This is a genomic window from Mycobacterium sp. 48b, assembly GCF_048282725.1.
In the GTDB taxonomy this organism is placed as follows: Bacteria; Actinomycetota; Actinomycetes; order Mycobacteriales; family Mycobacteriaceae; genus Mycobacterium.
Map to the genome: position 1 here is coordinate 1,515,130 of NZ_JBLVUL010000001.1, position 18,679 is coordinate 1,533,808.

Sequence of the window (18,679 nt, forward strand, 5' to 3'; positions counted from 1 at the left end):
AGTGTCTAGATCGCCACGCTACGCTCAATCTAGGCGCTGTCAAGATGTGGGGATAGGATGCCGTCATGGGCTATCACCACGGCGACCTCAGGGCCGTGATCCTCGCTCAGGCCGCCGATCTGGTGGCCGAGCGGGGCGCTGACGGCATCTCACTGCGTGAACTCGCCCGGGCCGCAGGTGTCTCACACGCGGCGCCGGCGCACCACTTCACCGACCGGCGCGGACTGTTCACCGCACTGGCCACCGAAGGATTTCAGCTTCTGGCCGCAGCACTGACCGAGGCCAGGCCGCAGTTCATCGACGCCGCCAAGGCGTACGTGCGCTTCGCCCTCGACCACCGCGGCCACTATGAGGTGATGTTCGACAAATCGCTCTACGACGACACCGACGCCGAGTTGGTCGCGGCCTCGTCGGCCGCCGGGGCGGAGCTGAGCCGTGGCGTGGGCACGCTGGCCGATCCCAAGGCCGCCGCCGATCCGGGCAGTGCCGCTCTGGCCGCTTGGTCTCTGGTGCACGGCTTTTCGATGCTGTGGCTCAACGATGCGATCGACACCGCAGGCGATCCGATCGCCAGGGTGGAGAGTCTGGCCGCGATCCTGTTCGACGAGTAGGTCCGGTAGCGTCGCCGGGATGAGCCTCAACGACATTCCGCTGACCACTCTCGACGGCAAGGCGACGACCTTGGCCGAGTTGGCGACCGGCGCCGCGCTGGTGGTCAACGTGGCCTCCAAATGCGGCCTGACGCCGCAGTACACCGCTCTGGAGAAACTCGCACAGGATTACGCCGCGCGCGGGCTCACCGTCGTGGGCGTGCCGTGCAACCAGTTCATGGGCCAGGAGCCGGGCAGCGCCGAGGAGATCCAGACGTTCTGCTCGAGCACCTACGGCGTGACGTTCCCGCTGCTGGCCAAGACCGACGTCAACGGCGCCGACCGTCACCCGCTGTACGCGGAGCTGACCCAGGCCGCCGACGCGGAGGGACAAGCCGGGGACATCCAGTGGAACTTCGAGAAGTTCCTGCTCGCTCCCGGCGGCGCGGTGGCCAACCGGTTCCGTCCCCGCACCGAGCCGGATGCGCCCGAGGTGATCGCGGCCATCGAGGCGATCCTGCCGGCCTGATCGAAGGCTCTGGCTCAATGGACACCCGGCGTCAGAGTGTTCGACACCGTCCCGACATGTGACGTTGCCACACTGGCAGCGTGACCGGACAACTCATCGTCTCGATATCGCAGATCAGCGATCGCACGCTGAGCGATGTCGCGTCGTTCTGCGCCGAGCTCGATGCCCGTGAAGTGCCGGTGTCGATGCTGGTGGCTCCCCGGCTCAAGGGCGGCTACCGGTTGGACCGCGACGCCGAAACGGTGGAGTGGCTGGCCCGCCGGCGCAGCGGCGGCGACGCCGTCGTCCTGCACGGCTATGACGAGGCCGCGACCAAGAAGCGTCGCGGTGAGTTCGCCTCGTTGCCTGCCCACGAGGCCAACCTGAGGTTGATGGGCGCCGACCGGGTGCTCGAACACCTGGGACTGCGCACCAGGTTGTTTGCCGCTCCTGGCTGGACCGTTTCACCGGGCACGGTGACCGCCCTGCCGCGCAACGGTTTCCGCCTGCTGGCCGACTTGAACGGCATCACCGACCTGGTCCGCCAGAGCACCACGCGCGCCCGGGTGGTGGGCATCGGCGAGGGATTTCTGTCCGAGCCGTGGTGGTGCCGCACCGTGGTGCTCTCGGCCGAGCGCACGGCGCGCCGCGAAGGCACGGTACGTGTCGCGGTTGCCGCGCGGCACCTGCGCAGGCCCGGGCCCCGGCAGGCCATGCTCGACGCGATCGACCTGGCTTTGCTGCACCGGTGTGAGCCGACGGTTTACCGCTGGCGAGGTTTTTCGGTCCTGACCGACGCCGCCTGACTAGGGCTAGTCTTGCGTCTCATGGCAGACGCCGATGTCATTGTCGTGGGGGCGGGTCTCGCCGGGTTGGTCGCGGCCTGTGAATTGGTCGAGCGCGGTCACCGCGTGCTGATCCTCGATCAGGAGAACGCCGCCAACCTGGGTGGGCAGGCCTTTTGGTCGTTCGGTGGATTGTTCTTCGTCGACAGTCCCGAACAGCGCAGGCTCGGCATCCGCGACAGCCAGGAACTGGCCCTGCAGGACTGGCTGGGCACCGCCGGATTCGACCGGCCCGAGGACCATTGGCCGCGGGAGTGGGCGCACGCGTACGTCGATTTCGCCGCGGGGGAGAAACGTAGCTGGCTGCGCTCCCGCGGCCTGCAGACCTTTCCCTTGGTCGGGTGGGCCGAGCGCGGTGGTTACGGGGCGCTGGGGCACGGCAATTCGGTGCCGAGGTTCCACATCACCTGGGGGACCGGGCCGGCGATCGTCGACGTCTTCGCCCGCCGGTTGGTGGGAGAGCCGCGGGCGCGGTTCGCCCACCGGCACCGGGTCGACGAGCTCATCGTCTCCGAGGGTGCCGTCGTCGGGGTCCGGGGTGCGGTGCTGGAACCCTCGGATGCGCCTCGGGGGGCGCCGTCGTCGCGAAACGTGGTCGGCGACTTCGAGTTCCGCGCCTCGGCGGTGATCGTGGCCAGCGGTGGGATCGGCGGCAACCACGACCTGGTACGCAAGAACTGGCCCGCGCGCATGGGCCGGGTGCCCGAGCAATTGCTCAGCGGTGTCCCCGCCCACGTCGACGGCCGGATGATCGGCATCTCCGAGACCGCTGGTGCGCACGTCATCAACAGCGACCGGATGTGGCACTACACCGAAGGCATCACCAACTACGATCCGATCTGGCCCGATCACGGGATCCGCATCCTGCCAGGCCCTTCGTCATTGTGGTTGGACGCCAACGGAAAACGGCTGCCCGGCCCGCTGTATCCCGGCTTCGACACCCTGGGCACGCTCGAACACATCTGCCGCACCGGGCAGGACTACACCTGGTTCATCCTCGACGCGCGGATCATCGCCAAGGAGTTCGCGTTGTCCGGCCAGGAACAGAACCCCGACCTCACCTCACGCAGCGTGCGTGACGTCCTGGCCCGGGTACGCCCCGGTGCGCCCGCGCCCGTGCAGGCATTCGTCGACCGCGGTGTCGACTTCGTCAGCGCGCGGTCCCTGCGAGAACTGGTGGCTGCGATGAACGACGTGCCCGATGTGCTCGAGCTCGACTACGCCACGGTGGCAGCCGAGGTGACCGCGCGGGACCGCGAGGTCGTCAACAAATTCACCAAGGACGGGCAGGTCACCGCGATCCGGGCGGCCCGCAACTACCTGGGTGACCGGTTCACCCGCGTCGTCGCCCCGCACCGGCTCACCGACCCGAAGGCCGGGCCGATGATCGCCGTCAAACTGCACATCCTGACCCGAAAGTCCCTGGGCGGATTGGAAACCGACCTGGACTCCAGGGTTCTCAAAGAAGACGGCAAGGCCTTCGCCGGCCTGTACGCCGCGGGCGAGGCGGCCGGATTCGGCGGCGGCGGGGTACACGGCTACCGGTCGCTGGAAGGCACCTTCCTGGGCGGCTGCATCTTCTCCGGCCGGGCGGCCGGCCGGGGTGCGGCTGCCGACATCGCCTAGCGGCCAGAACGCCACGGCGGGGCCGTGAATCAGAATTCGGTGCCGTTTTCCTCGGTGAGCACCTGGAATTCGGTGTTCGTCATCTCGGCCAGCCGGCCGTAGTAGATGCCGCGCGCATTCGGCTCGATGATGCCCTGGTGGATGGGCACAGCCTTCTCCGGAGCCACCGCGCGCAGGAAGTCCACGGCCTCTGAGATTTTCATCCACGGGGCAGCCGCCGGGGTGGCCAGCACGTCGACCGGCTCACCGGGGACGAACAGCGCGTCCCCCGGGTGCATGAGCCGGGCCGGATGTTCGTCGTCGCCCAACAGGTACGAAATGTTGTCGATCACAGGGATTTCCGGGTGGATCACGGCATGCTTGCCACCGGTGCCGCGCACGTTGAGCGAGCCGACCCGGAACGCGTCGCCGGGATGCACGGCCTGCCACGGCGGACCCAACTGGGCGGCGGTCTGCGGATCGGCATACAGCGCGGCCTGTGGATTGGCGTCGATCAGCGCGGGCAACCGGGCGGTGTCGGCATGGTCGGGGTGCTGGTGGGTGATCAGGATCGCCGACAAGCCGGTGATGCCCTCGAAACCGTGCGAGAAGTTGCCCGGGTCGAACAGCACGGTGGTGTCGGAAATGCTGGCCAGTAGGCACGAATGTCCGAAATGCGTGAGTTGCATACCTATATTGTGGCGCTCGGTGGGGTTATGGCGGGTGATCGTGGCGATGTCGATCGTGCTCTGCGGGCTGGCCGCAGCGCCCCCTTCGGCGTGGTCGGAGCCCAGCGCCGATTGCCCGCCACTGTGTGACCGCATCCCCGATTCGGCGTGGGTGGACACGTCGAAACTGCCGATGGACCGTGAGTACGGCTGGCCCGGGCTGGCCGGACTGGCCGTGACTGCCGTCTCGCCACGCTTCCGCTTCGAGGAGGATTGTGCGTCGGCGCCGGTGCCCGGTGATCCGCGCGGCTATGCCGTCGCGGCACGAGCCGAGGTGAACCGGCCCGCGGGACACTGGCAACTGCGCGTGCAGGTCATCCACTGGCGCGGGGAGACGTGGCAAGGCGGTCAGACGGCACTGGCGGTGGTGCAAGGAGCCACTGCCGCGCTGCGCGCCTGCCCGGGGAACGCGGTGTCGATCACCACAGAGCGGACCGGACGGCTGGCAGCGGTGATCGACCTCCACGGTGGGCGGGTGCTGCACCAGTACCTGTTCGCCGATCCGTACAACAGCACGGTGGTCGAGCTGGCCATGTGGTCGACCACGCCACCACAGGTCCCGTGGTCGGCTCCATCGGACCGGCAGGTGCTCGATGCGCTCGCGGACCCACTGTGCACGGCCTACACAGGGTCGTGCCGGTAGAGTGTGCGCCGTGGCAAAGGTGGTTGTGCACGTCATGCCCAAGGCGGAGATCCTCGACCCGCAGGGTCAGGCGATCGTCGGGGCACTTGGTCGGCTCGGACATGGTGGTATCTCGGACGTCCGTCAGGGCAAGCGTTTCGAGCTCGAAGTCGACGACTCCGTAGCCGACGAAACCCTGGCTGAGATCGCCGAATCTCTGCTGGCCAACACCGTTATCGAGGACTTCTCGGTGAGCCGGGAGGACGCGTGACCACCCGTGTCGGGGTGATCACCTTCCCGGGCACTCTCGACGACGTCGACGCGGCCCGAGCCGTCCGTCTGGCCGGGGCCGAGGCGGTCAGCCTGTGGCACGCCGACGCGGACCTGAAGGGCGTCGACGCGGTCGTCGTACCCGGCGGCTTCTCCTACGGGGACTACCTGCGCTGCGGGGCCATCGCGAAGTTCGCCCCGGTGATGGGCTCGGTCGTAGAGGCCGCAGGCAAGGGGATGCCCGTGCTGGGCATCTGCAACGGCTTCCAGGTGCTGTGTGAGGCCGGGCTGCTGCCCGGTGCGCTGACCCGCAACGCCGGCCTGCATTTCATCTGCCGCGACGTGTGGCTGGAGGTCGCCTCCAACACCACGGCGTGGACGACCCGCTATGACGCCGGAGCCGACCTGCTGATCCCGCTCAAGTCGGGAGAAGGCCGGTACGTCGCTTCCGAGGACGTGCTCGACGAACTCGAGGGCGAGGACCGCGTGGTCTTCCGCTACCGCGAGAACCTCAACGGTTCGATGCGCGGTATCGCGGGCGTGTGCTCGGCCAACCGTCGCGTCGTCGGCCTGATGCCGCACCCCGAACACGCCACCGAGGCGTTGACCGGTCCGTCCGATGACGGGCTCGGGTTGTTCTACTCCGCGCTGGACGCGGTTCTTTCCGTCTAGGTCTCACCTCGCTGCTCCGCGAGCGTGCACAAGGTGCTGCCCGCGAGCGGCGTGGCGCGCAGCAGACACGCACGCTCGCGGGGCATGGCGATCAGGCGGTCAGGGCGACGGACGCCTCGGCCGTGTAGGCCAGGAACGTCAGGGTCTCCTGCAGGTACAGTTGCACGCTCTCCGCATCGTGGGACAGGTAGCCGATCGAGACGTCGGTGCCCAGCTGCAGATCGAAATCCCCACCGCGGGTGGACAATACGAACGCACCGTCGATCGCGGGCGCCCAGATGATCTCACCGTCGACCAGCCGGCTCAGGTGCTCGCGGATCGGATAGCCGTGGGCGGTGGTCTCGCTGACCTTGGTGTAGGTCGCCGCCGAGAGCAACACCGAGTACGGCCCGTCGACACCGGCCAGGCGCAGCTCGGAGAGCGCCTGGGCGATCACGTCGGGAATCTCGCGGGCGTCGTCGGGCAGGGCCAGCGCGGGGTTGGAGCTTGAGCTGCGGATGCCCTCGATCGAGGCCGCCGGGTAGCCCTCGAAAATCGCCCGGTCCTCGACGAACGCCAGCTTCTTGGCGGCGTCCTTCACCGGATCCCAGTCGGAGTCCTGGGCGCCGCGCTCGACGTCGTCGATTGCGCTGCGCGACACCGTGAACGGCACCCGCAGCCGCACCAGCGGCTTGGCGTCGCGCAGGTGCGCGACCACGCCGTCACCGGGAGACTTGACGTCGAGCAGATGGCCCGTACTGATCGCCGCGGTGACCGGGCCGCCGGGCTCGCTGACATCGACCACGCGGCGTCCGGCGATGTGCCGCTTGAAGGTTCGGCTGGCCTCGAGTTCGATCTCGGCCCAGGCGGACTCGGTGATCGGAGCAAGCTCGCGGTACAAGTTGTTCATTGCGGGATTCCTTTCAGACTGCCGATGCCGAGCGAGCCGTCACGGTGGCCCTGAGCCGGTGGTGCTTCCGCCGCTGACTCCTCGTCGGGCGAGGGCAGCGGTGGTGGATCATCCAGAAAGTCGATCGTGGGGGTGAAGAACAGACCACCGGTGACGGCGGTCGAGAAATCCAGGATGCGGTCGGTGTTTCCGGGCGGGTCGCCGATGAACATGTTGGTCAGCATCCGCTCGGTGACTTCCGGGGTGCGTGAATAACCGATGTAGTACGTACCGAATTCGCCCTTGCCGATCTCGCCGAACGGCATGTTGTGCCGAAGGATCTTGAGCTCGTTGCCTGCATCGTCTTCGATCACGTTGAGCGCCACGTGAGAATTGGCAGGCTTGACCGCGTCGTCGAGCTCGATGTCGTCGAGTTTGGTGCGGCCGATCACCCGCTCCTGCTCCTCGGTGGACAGGGAGTTCCACGAACTCATGTCGTGCACGTACTTCTGCACGTGCACATAGCAGCCACCCGCGAAATCCGGGTCCTCGTCGCCGATCTGGCTGGCATTGGCGGCCACCGAACCGTTCGGGTTCTCGGTGCCGTCGACGAAGCCGAGCAGATCGCGGTTGTCGAAGAACTTGAACCCGTGCACCTCGTCGACGATCGTCACGGCGCCGGCCAGTGCGTCGGCGAACTTGGTGGCCAGCTCGAAACACACGTCCATGGACTCCGCGCGCAGATGGAACAGCAGGTCGCCCGGGGTGGCCGGGGCCCGGTGCCGTGGGCCGTCCAGCGGGATGAACGGGTGCAGTTCGGCGGGGCGAGGACCGGAGAACAACCGGTCCCAGGCATCGGACCCGATCGACACGATCGCCGACAGGTGCTTGGTGGGATCGCGGAAGCCGATGGCACGCACCAGGCCTGAGATGTCGGTCAACGTGTCGTGAACCGTGGCCTCGCCGCCCTCGTCGATGGTCGCGACCATGAACACGGCGGCCGGTGTCAGCGGGGCCAGGACCGGCTGGGGCTGTGGTGCGGGCACAACTTCGACCCTAACGTGGCGCGCGTTGAAATCCCGGTCAAGATAGACATATGGCAGCCAGCCCACAGAGCTTGTGCGAATTCATCGATGCCTCGCCATCGCCGTTTCACGTCTGCGCCACCGCGGCGCAACGACTGCGCGACGCGGGATTCACCGAGCTGGCCGAAACCGACAGCTGGCCGGGCGGCGGAAAATTCTTCACGGTGCGGGCGGGCTCGCTGGTCGCCTGGAATACCGACGGGACCGACCCCGCCGCGCCGTTCCGGGTCGTCGGCGGTCACACCGACAGCCCCAACCTCCGGGTCAAACAGCACCCCGACCGTGCGGTCGCCGGCTGGCAGGTGGTGGCGCTGCAGCCCTACGGCGGGGCCTGGCTGAACTCGTGGCTGGACCGCGACCTGGGGATCAGCGGCCGGCTCTCGGTCCGCGACGGCAACCGGATCGAGCACCGGCTCATCCGGATCGACGATCCGATCCTGCGCGTTCCCCAGCTCGCCATCCACCTGTCCGAGGACCGCAAGGGGGTCAGCCCCGACCCGCAGCGCCACGTCAACGCGGTGTGGGGCCTGGGGGAGCGGCCGCGGTCCTTCGTCGGCTACGTCGCCGAGCGGGCCGGCGCCGCCGAGGTGGACGTGTTGGGCTTCGACCTGATGACCCACGACCTGACGCCGTCGGCGATCACCGGCGCCGAGGACGAGTTCGTTAGCGCGCCCAGGCTGGACAACCAGGCCACCTGCTACGCGGGGCTGGAGGCGTTCCTGGCCGCGGGCGCGGGCACGCATGTGCCCGTGCTGGCGCTGTTCGACCACGAGGAGGTCGGGTCCACCTCGGACCACGGCGCCCAGTCCGAGCTGCTGCCGACCGTGCTGGAGCGCATCGTGCTCGCCGCGGGCGGTACCAGGGAGGACTTCCTGCGCAGGGCGGCCGGATCGATGGTGGCCTCCGGGGACATGGCGCATGCGACCCATCCGAACTACCCGGACCGGCACGAGCCAGGACACCTGATCGAGCTCAACGCCGGTCCGGTGCTCAAGGTGCAACCCAACCTGCGCTACGCCACCGACGGCCGCACCGCGGCGGCGTTCGCGCTGGCCTGCGACCAGGCCGGGGTGCCGCTGCAACGCTATGAGCACCGTGCCGATCTGCCGTGCGGGTCCACCATCGGGCCGATGACCTCGGCCCGGACCGGAATCCCGACCGTCGACGTCGGTGCGGCCCAGCTCGCCATGCACTCGGCCAGGGAGTTCATGGGCGCCCAGGACGTGGCCGCCTACTCGGCGGCATTGCGGGGGTTCTTGTCACCGGCCTGATCTAGGGTCGGCGCCATGGCACTCTCCGTGGAGATGATCACCGTCGACTGCACCGATCCCGACACGCTGGCCCAATGGTGGGCGCAGGCCGTCAACGGCACGGTAAATGCCGTCGTTCCAGGCGAATTCGTCCTCGTCGACCTGCCCAACGGGCCCAACCTCGGTTTCCAGCACGTCGACGATCCGACGCCGGGCAAGAATCGCGTGCACCTCGACTTCCACGCGGCCGACATGGAGGCCGAGGTGGCGCGCCTGGTGGGGCTGGGCGCCAGCGAGACCGGGCGGCACGATTTCGGTCCGGAATTCAACTGGGTGGTGCTGGCCGACCCGGCAGGCAACGCGTTCTGCATCGCGGGCGGATAGTCGCCGGCGGGGCGCCCGTGACGGCCGCCGGCGGTGTGGCCGAGGACACAACTGCCCAGCCGCTGGTGGGGCGCATCAGTAGCTGGGCGCACCCACACGCGAGCAGCTACTAAACTGGGCCCGTGACGTCTGAGCTCACCCACGGCCGTACATCGACCCAGGACACTGTGGAGCGGGCAGCCGCCACCCCCGATCAGCCGCAGCCCTACCGCGAACTCGGTCTCAAGGACGACGAGTACCAGCGGATTCGCGAGATCCTGGGCCGCCGCCCCACCGACGCCGAACTGGCCATGTACTCGGTGATGTGGAGCGAACACTGCTCCTACAAGTCCTCGAAGGTGCACCTGCGCTACTTCGGTGAGACCACCACCGACGAGATGCGCGCCGGCATGCTGGCCGGCATCGGTGAGAACGCCGGCGTCGTCGACATCGGCGACGGCTGGGCCGTCACCTTCAAGGTCGAATCCCACAACCACCCGTCCTACGTCGAGCCCTACCAGGGCGCGGCCACCGGCGTCGGCGGCATCGTCCGCGACATCATGGCGATGGGTGCCCGCCCGGTGGCGGTCATGGACCAGCTGCGCTTCGGCGCGGCCGACGCGCCCGACACCCGCCGCGTGCTCGACGGCGTGGTGCGCGGCGTCGGCGGCTACGGCAACTCGCTGGGCCTGCCCAACATCGGCGGCGAGACGATCTTCGACCCGTCCTACGCGGGCAACCCGTTGGTCAACGCGCTGTGCGTAGGTGCCCTGCGCAAGGAAGACCTGCACCTGGCATTCGCCTCGGGCACCGGCAACAAGATCATCCTGTTCGGTGCGCGCACCGGACTGGACGGCATCGGCGGTGTCTCGGTGCTGGCGTCGGACACCTTCAGCGGCGACGAGAGCGGCGCGGGCCGCAAGAAGCTGCCGAGCGTCCAGGTGGGCGACCCGTTCACCGAGAAGGTGCTCATCGAGTGTTGCCTCGAGCTGTACTCGGCCGGCCTGGTGGTCGGTATCCAGGACCTCGGTGGTGCCGGATTGTCCTGTGCCACATCCGAACTCGCTTCCGCCGGTGACGGCGGCATGCGCATCGAGCTGGATCAGGTGCCGCTGCGGGCCAAGGACATGACCCCGGCCGAGGTGCTCTCCAGCGAGTCCCAGGAACGCATGTGCGCCGTGGTCACGCCGGAGAACGTCGACGCGTTCATGGCGGTCTGCCGCAAGTGGGAGGTGCTGGCCACCGTCATCGGCGAGGTCACCGACGGCGACCGGCTGCAGATCACCTGGCACGGCGAGACCGTCGTCGATGTGCCGCCGCGCACCGTGGCCCACGAGGGCCCGGTCTACCAGCGCCCCGTGGCCCGCCCCGACAGCCAGGACGCCCTGGTCGCCGACACCTCGGCCAAACTGCCGCGGCCCGAGACCGGCGACGAGCTCAAGGCCACCCTGCTGGCCCTGATCGGCAGCCCCCACCTGTGCAGCCGGGCGTTCATCACCGAGCAGTACGACCGCTACGTGCGCGGCAACACCGTGCTGGCCGAGCATGCCGACGGCGGGGTCCTGCGCATCGACGAGACCACCGGCCGCGGCATCGCCGTCTCCACCGACGCCTCGGGCCGCTACACCCAGCTCGACCCGTACACCGGTGCGCAGCTGGCGCTGGCCGAGGCCTACCGCAACGTCGCGGTCACCGGGGCCACCCCGGTCGCGGTGACCAACTGCCTCAACTTCGGTTCGCCCGAAGACCCGGGTGTGATGTGGCAGTTCAGCCAGGCCGTCCGGGGACTGGCCGACGGCTGTGCCGCCCTTGGCATTCCGGTCACCGGAGGCAACGTCAGCTTCTACAACCAGACCGGCTCCACGGCGATCCTGCCGACCCCGGTGGTGGGTGTGCTCGGCGTGATCGACGACGTGAAGCGACGCATCCCCACCGGTCTGGGCACCGAACCTGGCGAGACGCTGCTGCTGCTCGGCGACACCCACGACGAGTTCGACGGTTCGGTCTGGGCCCAGGTCACCGGTGACCACCTGGGTGGGGTTCCGCCGAAGGTCGACCTGGCCCGCGAGAAGCTGCTGGCCGAGGTGCTGACCGCGGCCTCGCGCGACGGACTGATCTCCGCGGCCCACGACCTGTCCGAGGGTGGCCTGATCCAGGCTGTGGTGGAGGCCGCGCTGGCCGGTGAAACCGGTTGCCGCGTCATCCTTCCGGAAGAGCTGCCCGAAGGCATCGATCCGTTCGTCTTCCTGTTCTCCGAATCGGCCGGCCGAGTGCTCGTGGCCGTGCCGCGCACCGAGGAGAGCCGGTTCCGGTCGATGTGTGAGGCCAGGGACCTGCCGGTCACCCGGGTCGGCGTCGTCGACCAGGGCCCCGAAGGCGGAGAACCCGCGATCGAGGTCCAGGGACAGTTCAGCATCACCCTCGCGGAGCTACGGAGCACGTCGGAGGGCGTGCTGCCCGGGCTGTTCGGGTGACGGCGAAAACTCCCAACGAACGTCATCCTCTGCTGCGCTGGGCCTGGAGCCTGGTGCGACTGGACTTCGCCGGCGTCGCCGTCGGAGCCCTGTTCTTCTGTCTGTCGCTGACCCCGTCGCTGCTGCCCCGCGACTGGCTGTTCGCCGGGCTGATCGGCGGGATCAACGCCGCCATCGGCTACGGCATCGGTCTCCTACTGGGAAAAGCGCTGTACCGCTTCGGGTTACGCAACCGCAAACGGTGGCCGCCGTCGAAGCGGACGTTGTACTGGCTGAAAGCACTCGTCGTGACCGGCGCGATCACGGCGTCGGTGCTCATGCTGATCCCCGCCGCGGCATGGCAACGGCAGGTCTCGGCGTTGATGGGCATGGAGGGCCCGGCCACACTGGGCTATCTGCGCACCCTGATCATCGCGGTTGCGGTCTGCGCCGCGCTGATCGCCACCGCCCGGATGCTGCGCGATGCCGTGCGGCTGCTGGCCCGGTGGTTCATCCGGCGCTGGCATCTGCACCGGGAGGTGGCCCAGTTCATCGGGACCGCCATCGTGGTGGTGCTGGTCGTCATGCTGGTCAACGGCGTGCTCTACCGCGGCTTCCTGGCCGGCGCCAGCCGGGTGTTCCAGCCGCAGAACACCACCACCCGCGAGGGGATCAGCCAGCCGACCGAACCTGAAAGATCCGGTAGCCCAGAGTCATTCGCGGCGTGGGATTCGCTGGGTTACCAGGGCCGGAACTTCGTCGCGAGCGGCCCCCGCGCCGCCGAACTCGAAACGATCAACGGTGCGCCGGCCAGAGAACCGATCCGGGTGTATGCCGGGCTGCACACCGCCGACTCCGACGATCAGCGTGTTGCGGTGCTGCTGAGCGAACTCGAGCGGACCCACGCCTTTGATCGCAAGCTGCTGGTCATCGTCCCCACCACCGGCACCGGCTGGGTGAATCCGGTGGCCGCCCGCGCCCTGGAGCTGATGTACAACGGCGACACCGCAATGGTCGGCATGCAGTATTCCTATCTGCCGAGCTGGATTTCGTTCATGGGTGACCGGGCGAAGTCCATGGACACCGGCCGGCTGATGATCGATGCGATCCAGGCGCGCTGGGCGGAGCTACCACCGGAGCACCGCCCCAAGCTGGTCCTCTACGGGGAGAGCCTGGGCTCGATGGGCGGGCAGGGCGCGTTCAGCTGGCTTCCCGACATCTCGCGGATGGGCTTTTCCTCGGTGCTGTGGGTGGGCCCGCCCAATGCCAGTCCGCTGTGGAGCGGCCTGACCGCGCGCCGTGACCCGGGCACCCCGCAAGCGCGACCCCGCTACGACAACGGCCGCACCGTACGGTTCTCCGAAGCCGCCAACGCCGCCGAGATCGCCGAGGACACCGCCGCACCGTGGGAGGGCACCCGGGTCCTGTTCCTGCAGCACCCGTCGGACCCGATCATCTGGTGGTCGACGGATCTGCTGTTCTCCGAACCGGATTGGCTGGTCGAACCGCCCGGCACCGACCGCACCGCCTCGATGCGCTGGTACCCCATCATCACGTTCTGGCAGGTCGCCGCCGACATCACCAACGCGTCGAGCGTCCCGGCCGGACACGGGCACAACTACGGCGAATCGGTGCTCGACGGCTGGGCGGCGGTGGCACCACCGGCGGGGTGGACTCCGGAGGACACCGAGCGAATCCGGGTGGCACTGGAGAAGACCGAGGCCAACGCCGGAGCCGAATACTGATGCCGGCGGGCAGGATTCGCGCCGTGGCGCTGGCCGCAGGCGTGGTCGCGTGGAACGGTCTGGTCGATCCTCGGTTGCCGGCCCGCTGGCAGCCCCTGGTGCGGGCGGCACTCGGCAGCATGCTGATGGCCGCCACAAGTGCCAGGCCTGGGCTGCGACCGCCGGCGCTGTGGTCGGGCCTGCGCCTGGGGGCGGCGGCCGCGACCGCGGTGAGCGTCGGGGTCGCGGCGACCTCGGCGGTGCCGGTGGTGAGGACTGGGATGCGCCGAAAGGTGCTGCCCGCAGCGCCCGGTCGCTGGCTGGCGCTGCGTATCCCGGTCGGAACCGTCTGGCCGGAGGAAGCTGCCTTCCGCGGTGCGCTGGGCAAGGTCGGCGTAGAAGCGTTCGGCCCGGCAGGCGGTCAGGTGCTGCAGGCCACCGCCTTCGGGCTGTCACACATCCCCGACGCCCGTGCCGCAGGCCAACCCGTGCTGCCGACTGTGCTGGTCACCGGGGTCGCCGGATGGCTGTTCGGCTGGCTTGCGCAGCGCTCGTCCAGCCTGGCCGCACCGATGCTCGCACACCTGGCGATCAATGAGGCGGGGGCGCTGGCGGCACTGGCCTACCAAGCCGCGCCAACACCCCTGCCAGCGCGAGGATCACGGCTGTAGCTGCCAGCGGCCACAACGTGGGTACGGCGAAACTGGTGACCCGCAGCGGGATCAACACCACGCAGACCACCACCACGGTCATGATCACCCGCGGCGCCTGCTGTGCCGCCGCGGATCCCTCGATACGCGAATTGGCTTCGGTGACAAGCACGTAGACCACGAGAAGAAGCAGGGCCGGGACCGCAATCTGCAGTCTGCCGATGTACTCCTGGAACCGGCTGAATGCCACGGCCAGCACACACATCACCGCGGGAACCAGGATCGCCACCTCCAGGCCCGAACCGAACAGGCGTCCCGCCACCCGGGTGGCCGCCCACATCAGGGCGAGCACCGCGGACGACCCCAGACACAACGCCCCGGTGGTCAACCAGTAGAACCCGGCGTCCGAGTAGAACTGAGTGACGATCAGCGAGAGGTTCGCGGCGGTGGGGTAGAACCCGCCGGTCGCGCCGATGTTGACCGCCAGCAGCAGGGCGAGCGCGCCCAGCGCCGTGACCGCCAGCGCGGCACCCACCGGGCGCGCCACCGACTCCAGGCGGCCGCTGACCACGGTCGCCGCCTCGAATCCCACCAACCCCAGGCCGAGCGGAATCGCCGCGGCGGTCACCAGCAGGACCGAATCGACGGGCGTGGGCCCACCGAACTGCATCGGCGGTGTGCCCGATGCCACCCGGGCCATGATCGCCAGCGCCAGGTAGAGAAAAACCAGCAGGCCGGTCCCGGCCAGTGCCGCAGCCGTCGCACCCACCGCCCGGGTCGGCAGGTACGCCACCACCGCGCCGGCGATGACCACCACGGCCACCGACCAGCCGGGCCACCACCAGCCGGCCAGCGCCGTCTCCAGGTCTGGCGCCCCGGTCAACGGCTGCAGTGCCAGCGTGAGCGCGGCACCCACGCCCAGCAGCACGTAGGCCGCCAGCTGGATGAGGCTGGTGAACCGTCCGGCGGCCGGACCCACGGTGGAGGCGACCAGATCGCCCGTCGACACCGACTGCGGGGCGTTGCGGTGCAGTCGGGCGAACCCGAAAACCAGCACGGCGGCGATGGCCGCGGCACACAGGCCGGCCACCCCGTTGAAGGCGGCGGCTCCGATCGGTGCGAGCGACAGGCCGACGGCACGCCAGGCGGGAAGCGCGGGCGGCCAGGGCGCCGGCGATGCTGGGCCCGCCGGAACTGCGCGTTTAGGCATCGATCAGGCTTCTTGTTTCGGCGACGCGTTCACTAATCCCCTTTTCGCGCAAAGTCCGCTCCCGATCAAGATCGTAGATTGATCACGGATTGATCGTGGGCTCACCGATCTGCCGGCCCCAGACGTAGTCGGTGAAGATCGGCGAGCCCAGTTCGACGTGGTTGTACGGCGCGATCGACAGGCCGGTGTCCATCACCAGATACGGCGCAGGCCACAGGTCCTTGGTGATCGGCTTCCAGCAGCCGGGCTTGCCCTCGGGACCGCCCTTGGCATTGACCCGCGGCAGATTGTCCGGATACACGTAGGCATTGCCCACGCCGATGCTCGACAAGGTGCCCGTGCTGTCGAACGAATATCCGTTGTCGCCGCCGAACGTCGCGTAGAAGGCGGGCGCGACGTCGTGGTAGTTGCGGATGGTGCAGAACAGCTGCCCCTGATATTCGTCGAACAGTTTCGACGTCGGGATCAGGTCCTGGGCGCCGCGCTGCAGGTACGGACCACCGCGCTCGAGGATGTCGGAACCGGTCCCGGCGAAACCGATCGCCGCGACCAGCGCCGCGTCGAGTTGACCGCGCTGGGAGTTGAAGGTGGCCGCACTGCGCGCGGCGTCGGCCAGGCCGTCGAACAGGTCCGGTCCGGCCGCCGCATAACGTTCGCCCAGATCGGCCAGGGCCGCGATGTCGTGGCGCAGCGCAGGCATTCGTGGATTCACATCGTCGAGGATCGTGTTGCCGTCGGCCAGCGACTGCCCGAACGCACTGCCCAGCCCGGTCAACGCCTCGGCGGTCGCGGCCAACGTCTGATTCAGCTTGATCGGGTCGACCTGCTCGGTGATGGCGGTGACGGTCTCGAACAATGTGTTGAACTCGGTGGTGACGGCGGTGACGTCGATCGGCGTGGAGTTCGAAACCCGTTGTGGGCTGGGATGTTCCGGTGAGGTGAAGGCGACGTACTTGTTGCCGAACACGGTGGTCGCCCGAATGGAGGTCTGGACGTTGGCCGGCAGCAGGTCCATGTACTTCGGCTTGATGTCGAGCCGCACCAGGGCCCGGACCGGGTCGCCGTCGGCGCTCACCTCGGCCACCCGGCCGATCGGAACCCCGTTGTAAGTCACCTTCGAGCCGGGGTCGAGAACCAGGCCCGCCCGCGAGGCCAGCAGCGTCAGCGGTGTCTTGGGCTCGAAAGCGCCCCGGAACTGCGCCACGATCAGCCCGAATGCGAGAGCGAGGATCGCCAGAAGCACTGCACCGGCCGTGCGATACGGCGGATGACGGTGATCGGCAAACACTTTGCGAGACTCTATGGCATGGCCGCGCGAGGCAGTGTCGATCCGCAAAAGACCAGGGTGGCGGTCGCCGCCGTGGCCGACTGGTTGCGCGAACCCACCCATACCGAACCCGCCCGCGCGGAACTGGCCGACGCGGTCCGGCTGACCGCGCGCACCCTGGCAGCCGTGGCTCCGGGCGCCAGCGTCGAGGTGAGGGTGCCGCCGTTTGTCGCCGTGCAGTGCATCGAAGGGCCCCGCCACACCCGGGGCAACCCCCCCAACGTCGTGGAAACCGACCCGCGCACATGGTTGTTGCTGGCGACCGGACTGCTCGATCTGGGCGACGCCGGTGTCGCGGTACAGATGTCGGGATCGCGGGCCGGTGAGGTGGCCCGGTGGCTGCCGTTGGTGCCGCTCGGGTCATGAGGTCACCGGAAGTAGGGATATTCCTGCACCCAGTGAAAGCCCCGGTTACGCAGGGTGAATTGGCCGAGATCCATCCGGTCCAGCCAGATCGCCACCTCGCGGCCGGACAACTCGCCGGTCAGCTGTAGCTGCCCGGGTTGCGGCCGGGACGCGGTGAGGGTGGCCAGCGGCGCACCGTCCGGCCCCGACACCGTGACCTCGTTCCCGTCGACCTTGACCGGTGCATCCACCAACTCGCCGCTCATCCGCTGGTAGGTGAGGACCTCGGGCAGGTCGAAAACGACCCGCTGCCAGCGGTACTGATCGGTGTTCAGCGGCGGCGCCGTTCTGCCGTCGACGTCGAAGCGACTCACCGTCCAGATCCCGTACAGGTCGGGTTTGTCGCGGCCACCGCCGTACTCACTCCAACTCTGCCAGCCGGTCAGGACACAGCCGGCCACCATCCAAATGCCTAGTGCGGCCTGGACACGGGTCGCGATCGCGTTGGCCCGCGCATCGGCGAACAGTTCGGGTTGGGCGGCGGGTTCGGTGAAGCGCTGCAGAACCAGGAAGTCGGCCATCCGCCGGTACTGCGGCGCGAGCAGCAGCAGACCCATCAACAGGAGATGCCCGGACAGGATTTTTACCGGCACGTCGAAGGTCATGTTGAGCAGGAACACCTGGGCCATGCTGGCCACGCCGAGCAGGGCACCCAGCGTCCCGGTCCGTGGCAGGAACAGCAACAACCCGGCGAGCACCTCGACCGCGCCGAGCGTCATCTCGTACGGATAGGAGCTGCCGACCTGCAGCCACAGCACCGACGCTGGGCTGAACTCACCGTACGGGCGCAGCAACGCGGCCAGCGGCGGGGCCGGCATCTGGGTCGGGATGAGCTTGGCGAAGCCGTAGAACAGCATCTGGCCTGCCACACACAGCCGCACGAATGTCAGGAACCAGGCCCACAGTCTCGCGTAGTCCTGGCGCTGCCGGTCCAGCCACGACCACACGGCAGTGCCGGCGACGGCGAACACCAGCAGGCAGAACATCATCACCCAGATCGCGGTCTGATCGCCGCTGCCCGAGTCCTGGTGCAATACCGCCTCGACGCCGAAGACGCGGCTGCCCACCCAGCGCACCGCCGGGCCCAGCACCGTCATCTGCCACATCACCGCCCGATCCGGCAGCCAGTGGCCGACGATCCCGAGGAAGGCGAACGTGATCTGCGCGAACAACAGACAGAACGAGCCGAAGTACAGGAAGCAGAAGCGGAGTGCGATCTTCGTCACCTCCGGCCACGGTTGCGGCCGGGGCTCCGCGCCGGGATCGAGGGGATCGGTTGCCGGTTTCCCGGAGAGTTGGCGCGTCACGAAATCCATCCTTGCCGTTGGCATGTAGTGGGTCGATGGGGTTATCCCGACGGATCCGGGTGTGGCCGGCCACACCGCGGCGGACGGGTGCGGGAATGGCGATCGTGTTGCGCGTTGTTGCAAAAGCCGGTGCCAGACCGGCCATTCGATTCTTTTGTTGGCCCATCTGGACCGTAGACTCGGTTATGTCACCAACC

At 68.5% G+C, this 18,679-nt stretch carries 19 protein-coding genes; 13 read left to right on the forward strand and 6 right to left on the reverse strand.

What is annotated here, in order from left to right:
- The first annotated feature begins 65 nt into the window (after positions 1 to 65).
- The 4 genes from ACNQR1_RS06975 (at position 66) to ACNQR1_RS06990 (ending at position 3,569) form a co-directional block, all read left to right on the forward strand.
- Positions 66 to 611 carry a TetR/AcrR family transcriptional regulator gene (locus ACNQR1_RS06975; RefSeq protein WP_418045015.1) on the forward strand — a complete coding sequence of 182 codons (546 nt, stop codon included), beginning with the start codon at positions 66 to 68 and terminating at the stop codon, positions 609 to 611.
- Positions 612 to 630: 19 nt separating this feature from the next.
- Positions 631 to 1,119 carry a glutathione peroxidase gene (locus ACNQR1_RS06980; RefSeq protein ID WP_418045017.1) on the forward strand — a complete coding sequence of 163 codons (489 nt, stop codon included), beginning with the start codon at positions 631 to 633 and terminating at the stop codon, positions 1,117 to 1,119.
- A gap of 80 nt (positions 1,120 to 1,199) precedes the next feature.
- Positions 1,200 to 1,904, forward strand: a complete 705-nt coding sequence (locus ACNQR1_RS06985; RefSeq protein ID WP_418045019.1) for a DUF2334 domain-containing protein — start codon at positions 1,200 to 1,202, stop codon at positions 1,902 to 1,904.
- A gap of 21 nt (positions 1,905 to 1,925) precedes the next feature.
- The gene (locus tag ACNQR1_RS06990; RefSeq protein WP_418045021.1) at positions 1,926 to 3,569 is read left to right on the forward strand and encodes an FAD-binding dehydrogenase; all 1,644 of its coding nucleotides are present in this window, start codon (positions 1,926 to 1,928) and stop codon (positions 3,567 to 3,569) included.
- 29 nt (positions 3,570 to 3,598) lie between these two features.
- Here the strand turns inward: ACNQR1_RS06990 and ACNQR1_RS06995 are convergent, their stop codons facing one another.
- Positions 3,599 to 4,237 carry an MBL fold metallo-hydrolase gene (locus ACNQR1_RS06995; protein ID WP_418045023.1) on the reverse strand — a complete coding sequence of 213 codons (639 nt, stop codon included), beginning with the start codon at positions 4,235 to 4,237 and terminating at the stop codon, positions 3,599 to 3,601.
- A 46-nt stretch (positions 4,238 to 4,283) separates the two neighbouring features.
- Here ACNQR1_RS06995 and ACNQR1_RS07000 point away from each other — a divergent pair, with 46 nt between their 5' ends.
- From ACNQR1_RS07000 to purQ, 3 genes are read left to right on the forward strand one after another with little or no spacing between them, the layout of a single operon-like run.
- Positions 4,284 to 4,919, forward strand: a complete 636-nt coding sequence (locus ACNQR1_RS07000; RefSeq protein WP_418050304.1) for an ATPase — start codon at positions 4,284 to 4,286, stop codon at positions 4,917 to 4,919.
- Positions 4,920 to 4,929: 10 nt separating this feature from the next.
- Positions 4,930 to 5,169 carry a phosphoribosylformylglycinamidine synthase subunit PurS gene (purS, locus tag ACNQR1_RS07005; protein ID WP_075919398.1) on the forward strand — a complete coding sequence of 80 codons (240 nt, stop codon included), beginning with the start codon at positions 4,930 to 4,932 and terminating at the stop codon, positions 5,167 to 5,169.
- Complete coding sequence (purQ, locus tag ACNQR1_RS07010; protein ID WP_418045026.1) at positions 5,166 to 5,840, forward strand: phosphoribosylformylglycinamidine synthase subunit PurQ; 675 nt, start codon at positions 5,166 to 5,168, stop codon at positions 5,838 to 5,840. The genes purS and purQ overlap by 4 nt, the downstream gene beginning before the upstream one ends.
- A 91-nt stretch (positions 5,841 to 5,931) precedes the next feature.
- Here the strand turns inward: purQ and ACNQR1_RS07015 are convergent, their stop codons facing one another.
- Both ACNQR1_RS07015 and ACNQR1_RS07020 read right to left on the reverse strand, forming a co-directional pair.
- Positions 5,932 to 6,729 carry a family 1 encapsulin nanocompartment shell protein gene (locus ACNQR1_RS07015; RefSeq protein ID WP_418045028.1) on the reverse strand — a complete coding sequence of 266 codons (798 nt, stop codon included), beginning with the start codon at positions 6,727 to 6,729 and terminating at the stop codon, positions 5,932 to 5,934.
- Positions 6,726 to 7,754: a Dyp-type peroxidase gene (locus ACNQR1_RS07020; protein WP_418045030.1), complete on the reverse strand. Its 1,029-nt coding sequence runs from the start codon at positions 7,752 to 7,754 to the stop codon at positions 6,726 to 6,728. Before ACNQR1_RS07020 ends, ACNQR1_RS07015 begins: the two co-directional genes overlap by 4 nt.
- Positions 7,755 to 7,804: 50 nt before the next feature.
- Between ACNQR1_RS07020 and ACNQR1_RS07025 the strand changes: the two genes are divergently transcribed.
- From ACNQR1_RS07025 to ACNQR1_RS07045, 5 genes are all read left to right on the forward strand, one after another.
- On the forward strand, positions 7,805 to 9,064 hold the full coding sequence (locus ACNQR1_RS07025; RefSeq protein ID WP_418045031.1) for a M18 family aminopeptidase: 1,260 nt from the start codon (positions 7,805 to 7,807) through the stop codon (positions 9,062 to 9,064).
- A 15-nt stretch (positions 9,065 to 9,079) separates the two neighbouring features.
- Positions 9,080 to 9,427 carry a VOC family protein gene (locus tag ACNQR1_RS07030; protein WP_418045033.1) on the forward strand — a complete coding sequence of 116 codons (348 nt, stop codon included), beginning with the start codon at positions 9,080 to 9,082 and terminating at the stop codon, positions 9,425 to 9,427.
- Positions 9,428 to 9,549: 122 nt separating this feature from the next.
- On the forward strand, positions 9,550 to 11,880 hold the full coding sequence (gene purL / locus ACNQR1_RS07035; protein ID WP_418045035.1) for a phosphoribosylformylglycinamidine synthase subunit PurL: 2,331 nt from the start codon (positions 9,550 to 9,552) through the stop codon (positions 11,878 to 11,880).
- Positions 11,877 to 13,604, forward strand: a complete 1,728-nt coding sequence (locus tag ACNQR1_RS07040) for an alpha/beta hydrolase (RefSeq protein WP_418045037.1) — start codon at positions 11,877 to 11,879, stop codon at positions 13,602 to 13,604. The genes purL and ACNQR1_RS07040 overlap by 4 nt, the downstream gene beginning before the upstream one ends.
- Positions 13,604 to 14,254: a CPBP family intramembrane glutamic endopeptidase gene (locus tag ACNQR1_RS07045; RefSeq protein WP_418045039.1), complete on the forward strand. Its 651-nt coding sequence runs from the start codon at positions 13,604 to 13,606 to the stop codon at positions 14,252 to 14,254. The genes ACNQR1_RS07040 and ACNQR1_RS07045 overlap by 1 nt, the downstream gene beginning before the upstream one ends.
- Here ACNQR1_RS07045 and ACNQR1_RS07050 read toward each other — a convergent pair.
- Positions 14,175 to 15,443, reverse strand: coding sequence for a hypothetical protein (locus tag ACNQR1_RS07050; RefSeq protein WP_418045041.1), 1,269 nt, complete (start codon positions 15,441 to 15,443; stop codon positions 14,175 to 14,177). The genes ACNQR1_RS07045 and ACNQR1_RS07050 overlap by 80 nt on opposite strands.
- Positions 15,444 to 15,525: 82 nt before the next feature.
- Positions 15,526 to 16,731, reverse strand: a complete 1,206-nt coding sequence (locus ACNQR1_RS07055) for an MCE family protein (RefSeq protein ID WP_418045043.1) — start codon at positions 16,729 to 16,731, stop codon at positions 15,526 to 15,528.
- A gap of 18 nt (positions 16,732 to 16,749) precedes the next feature.
- Here ACNQR1_RS07055 and ACNQR1_RS07060 point away from each other — a divergent pair, with 18 nt between their 5' ends.
- Positions 16,750 to 17,136, forward strand: a complete 387-nt coding sequence (locus tag ACNQR1_RS07060; protein WP_418045045.1) for a sterol carrier family protein — start codon at positions 16,750 to 16,752, stop codon at positions 17,134 to 17,136.
- Positions 17,137 to 17,138: 2 nt separating this feature from the next.
- Here ACNQR1_RS07060 and ACNQR1_RS07065 read toward each other — a convergent pair whose 3' ends face one another.
- On the reverse strand, positions 17,139 to 18,491 hold the full coding sequence (locus ACNQR1_RS07065; protein ID WP_418050305.1) for a DoxX family protein: 1,353 nt from the start codon (positions 18,489 to 18,491) through the stop codon (positions 17,139 to 17,141).
- Positions 18,492 to 18,679: the final 188 nt, after the last annotated feature.

Bases quoted from the DNA above. Each gene is read 5' to 3' on its own strand.
- ACNQR1_RS06975 (WP_418045015.1), top strand. From the start codon at position 66: ATGGGCTATCACCACGGCGACCTCAGGGCCGTGATCCTCGCTCAGGCC.
- ACNQR1_RS06980 (WP_418045017.1), top strand. From the start codon at position 631: ATGAGCCTCAACGACATTCCGCTGACCACTCTCGACGGCAAGGCGACG.
- ACNQR1_RS06990 (WP_418045021.1), top strand. From the start codon at position 1,926: ATGGCAGACGCCGATGTCATTGTCGTGGGGGCGGGTCTCGCCGGGTTG.
- ACNQR1_RS06995 (WP_418045023.1), bottom strand. From the start codon at position 4,237: ATGCAACTCACGCATTTCGGACATTCGTGCCTACTGGCCAGCATTTCC.
- ACNQR1_RS07000 (WP_418050304.1), top strand. From the start codon at position 4,284: ATGTCGATCGTGCTCTGCGGGCTGGCCGCAGCGCCCCCTTCGGCGTGG.
- ACNQR1_RS07015 (WP_418045028.1), bottom strand. From the start codon at position 6,729: ATGAACAACTTGTACCGCGAGCTTGCTCCGATCACCGAGTCCGCCTGG.
- ACNQR1_RS07025 (WP_418045031.1), top strand. From the start codon at position 7,805: ATGGCAGCCAGCCCACAGAGCTTGTGCGAATTCATCGATGCCTCGCCA.
- ACNQR1_RS07030 (WP_418045033.1), top strand. From the start codon at position 9,080: ATGGCACTCTCCGTGGAGATGATCACCGTCGACTGCACCGATCCCGAC.
- ACNQR1_RS07045 (WP_418045039.1), top strand. From the start codon at position 13,604: ATGCCGGCGGGCAGGATTCGCGCCGTGGCGCTGGCCGCAGGCGTGGTC.
- ACNQR1_RS07050 (WP_418045041.1), bottom strand. From the start codon at position 15,443: ATGCCTAAACGCGCAGTTCCGGCGGGCCCAGCATCGCCGGCGCCCTGG.
- ACNQR1_RS07060 (WP_418045045.1), top strand. From the start codon at position 16,750: ATGGCCGCGCGAGGCAGTGTCGATCCGCAAAAGACCAGGGTGGCGGTC.
- ACNQR1_RS07065 (WP_418050305.1), bottom strand. From the start codon at position 18,491: ATGGATTTCGTGACGCGCCAACTCTCCGGGAAACCGGCAACCGATCCC.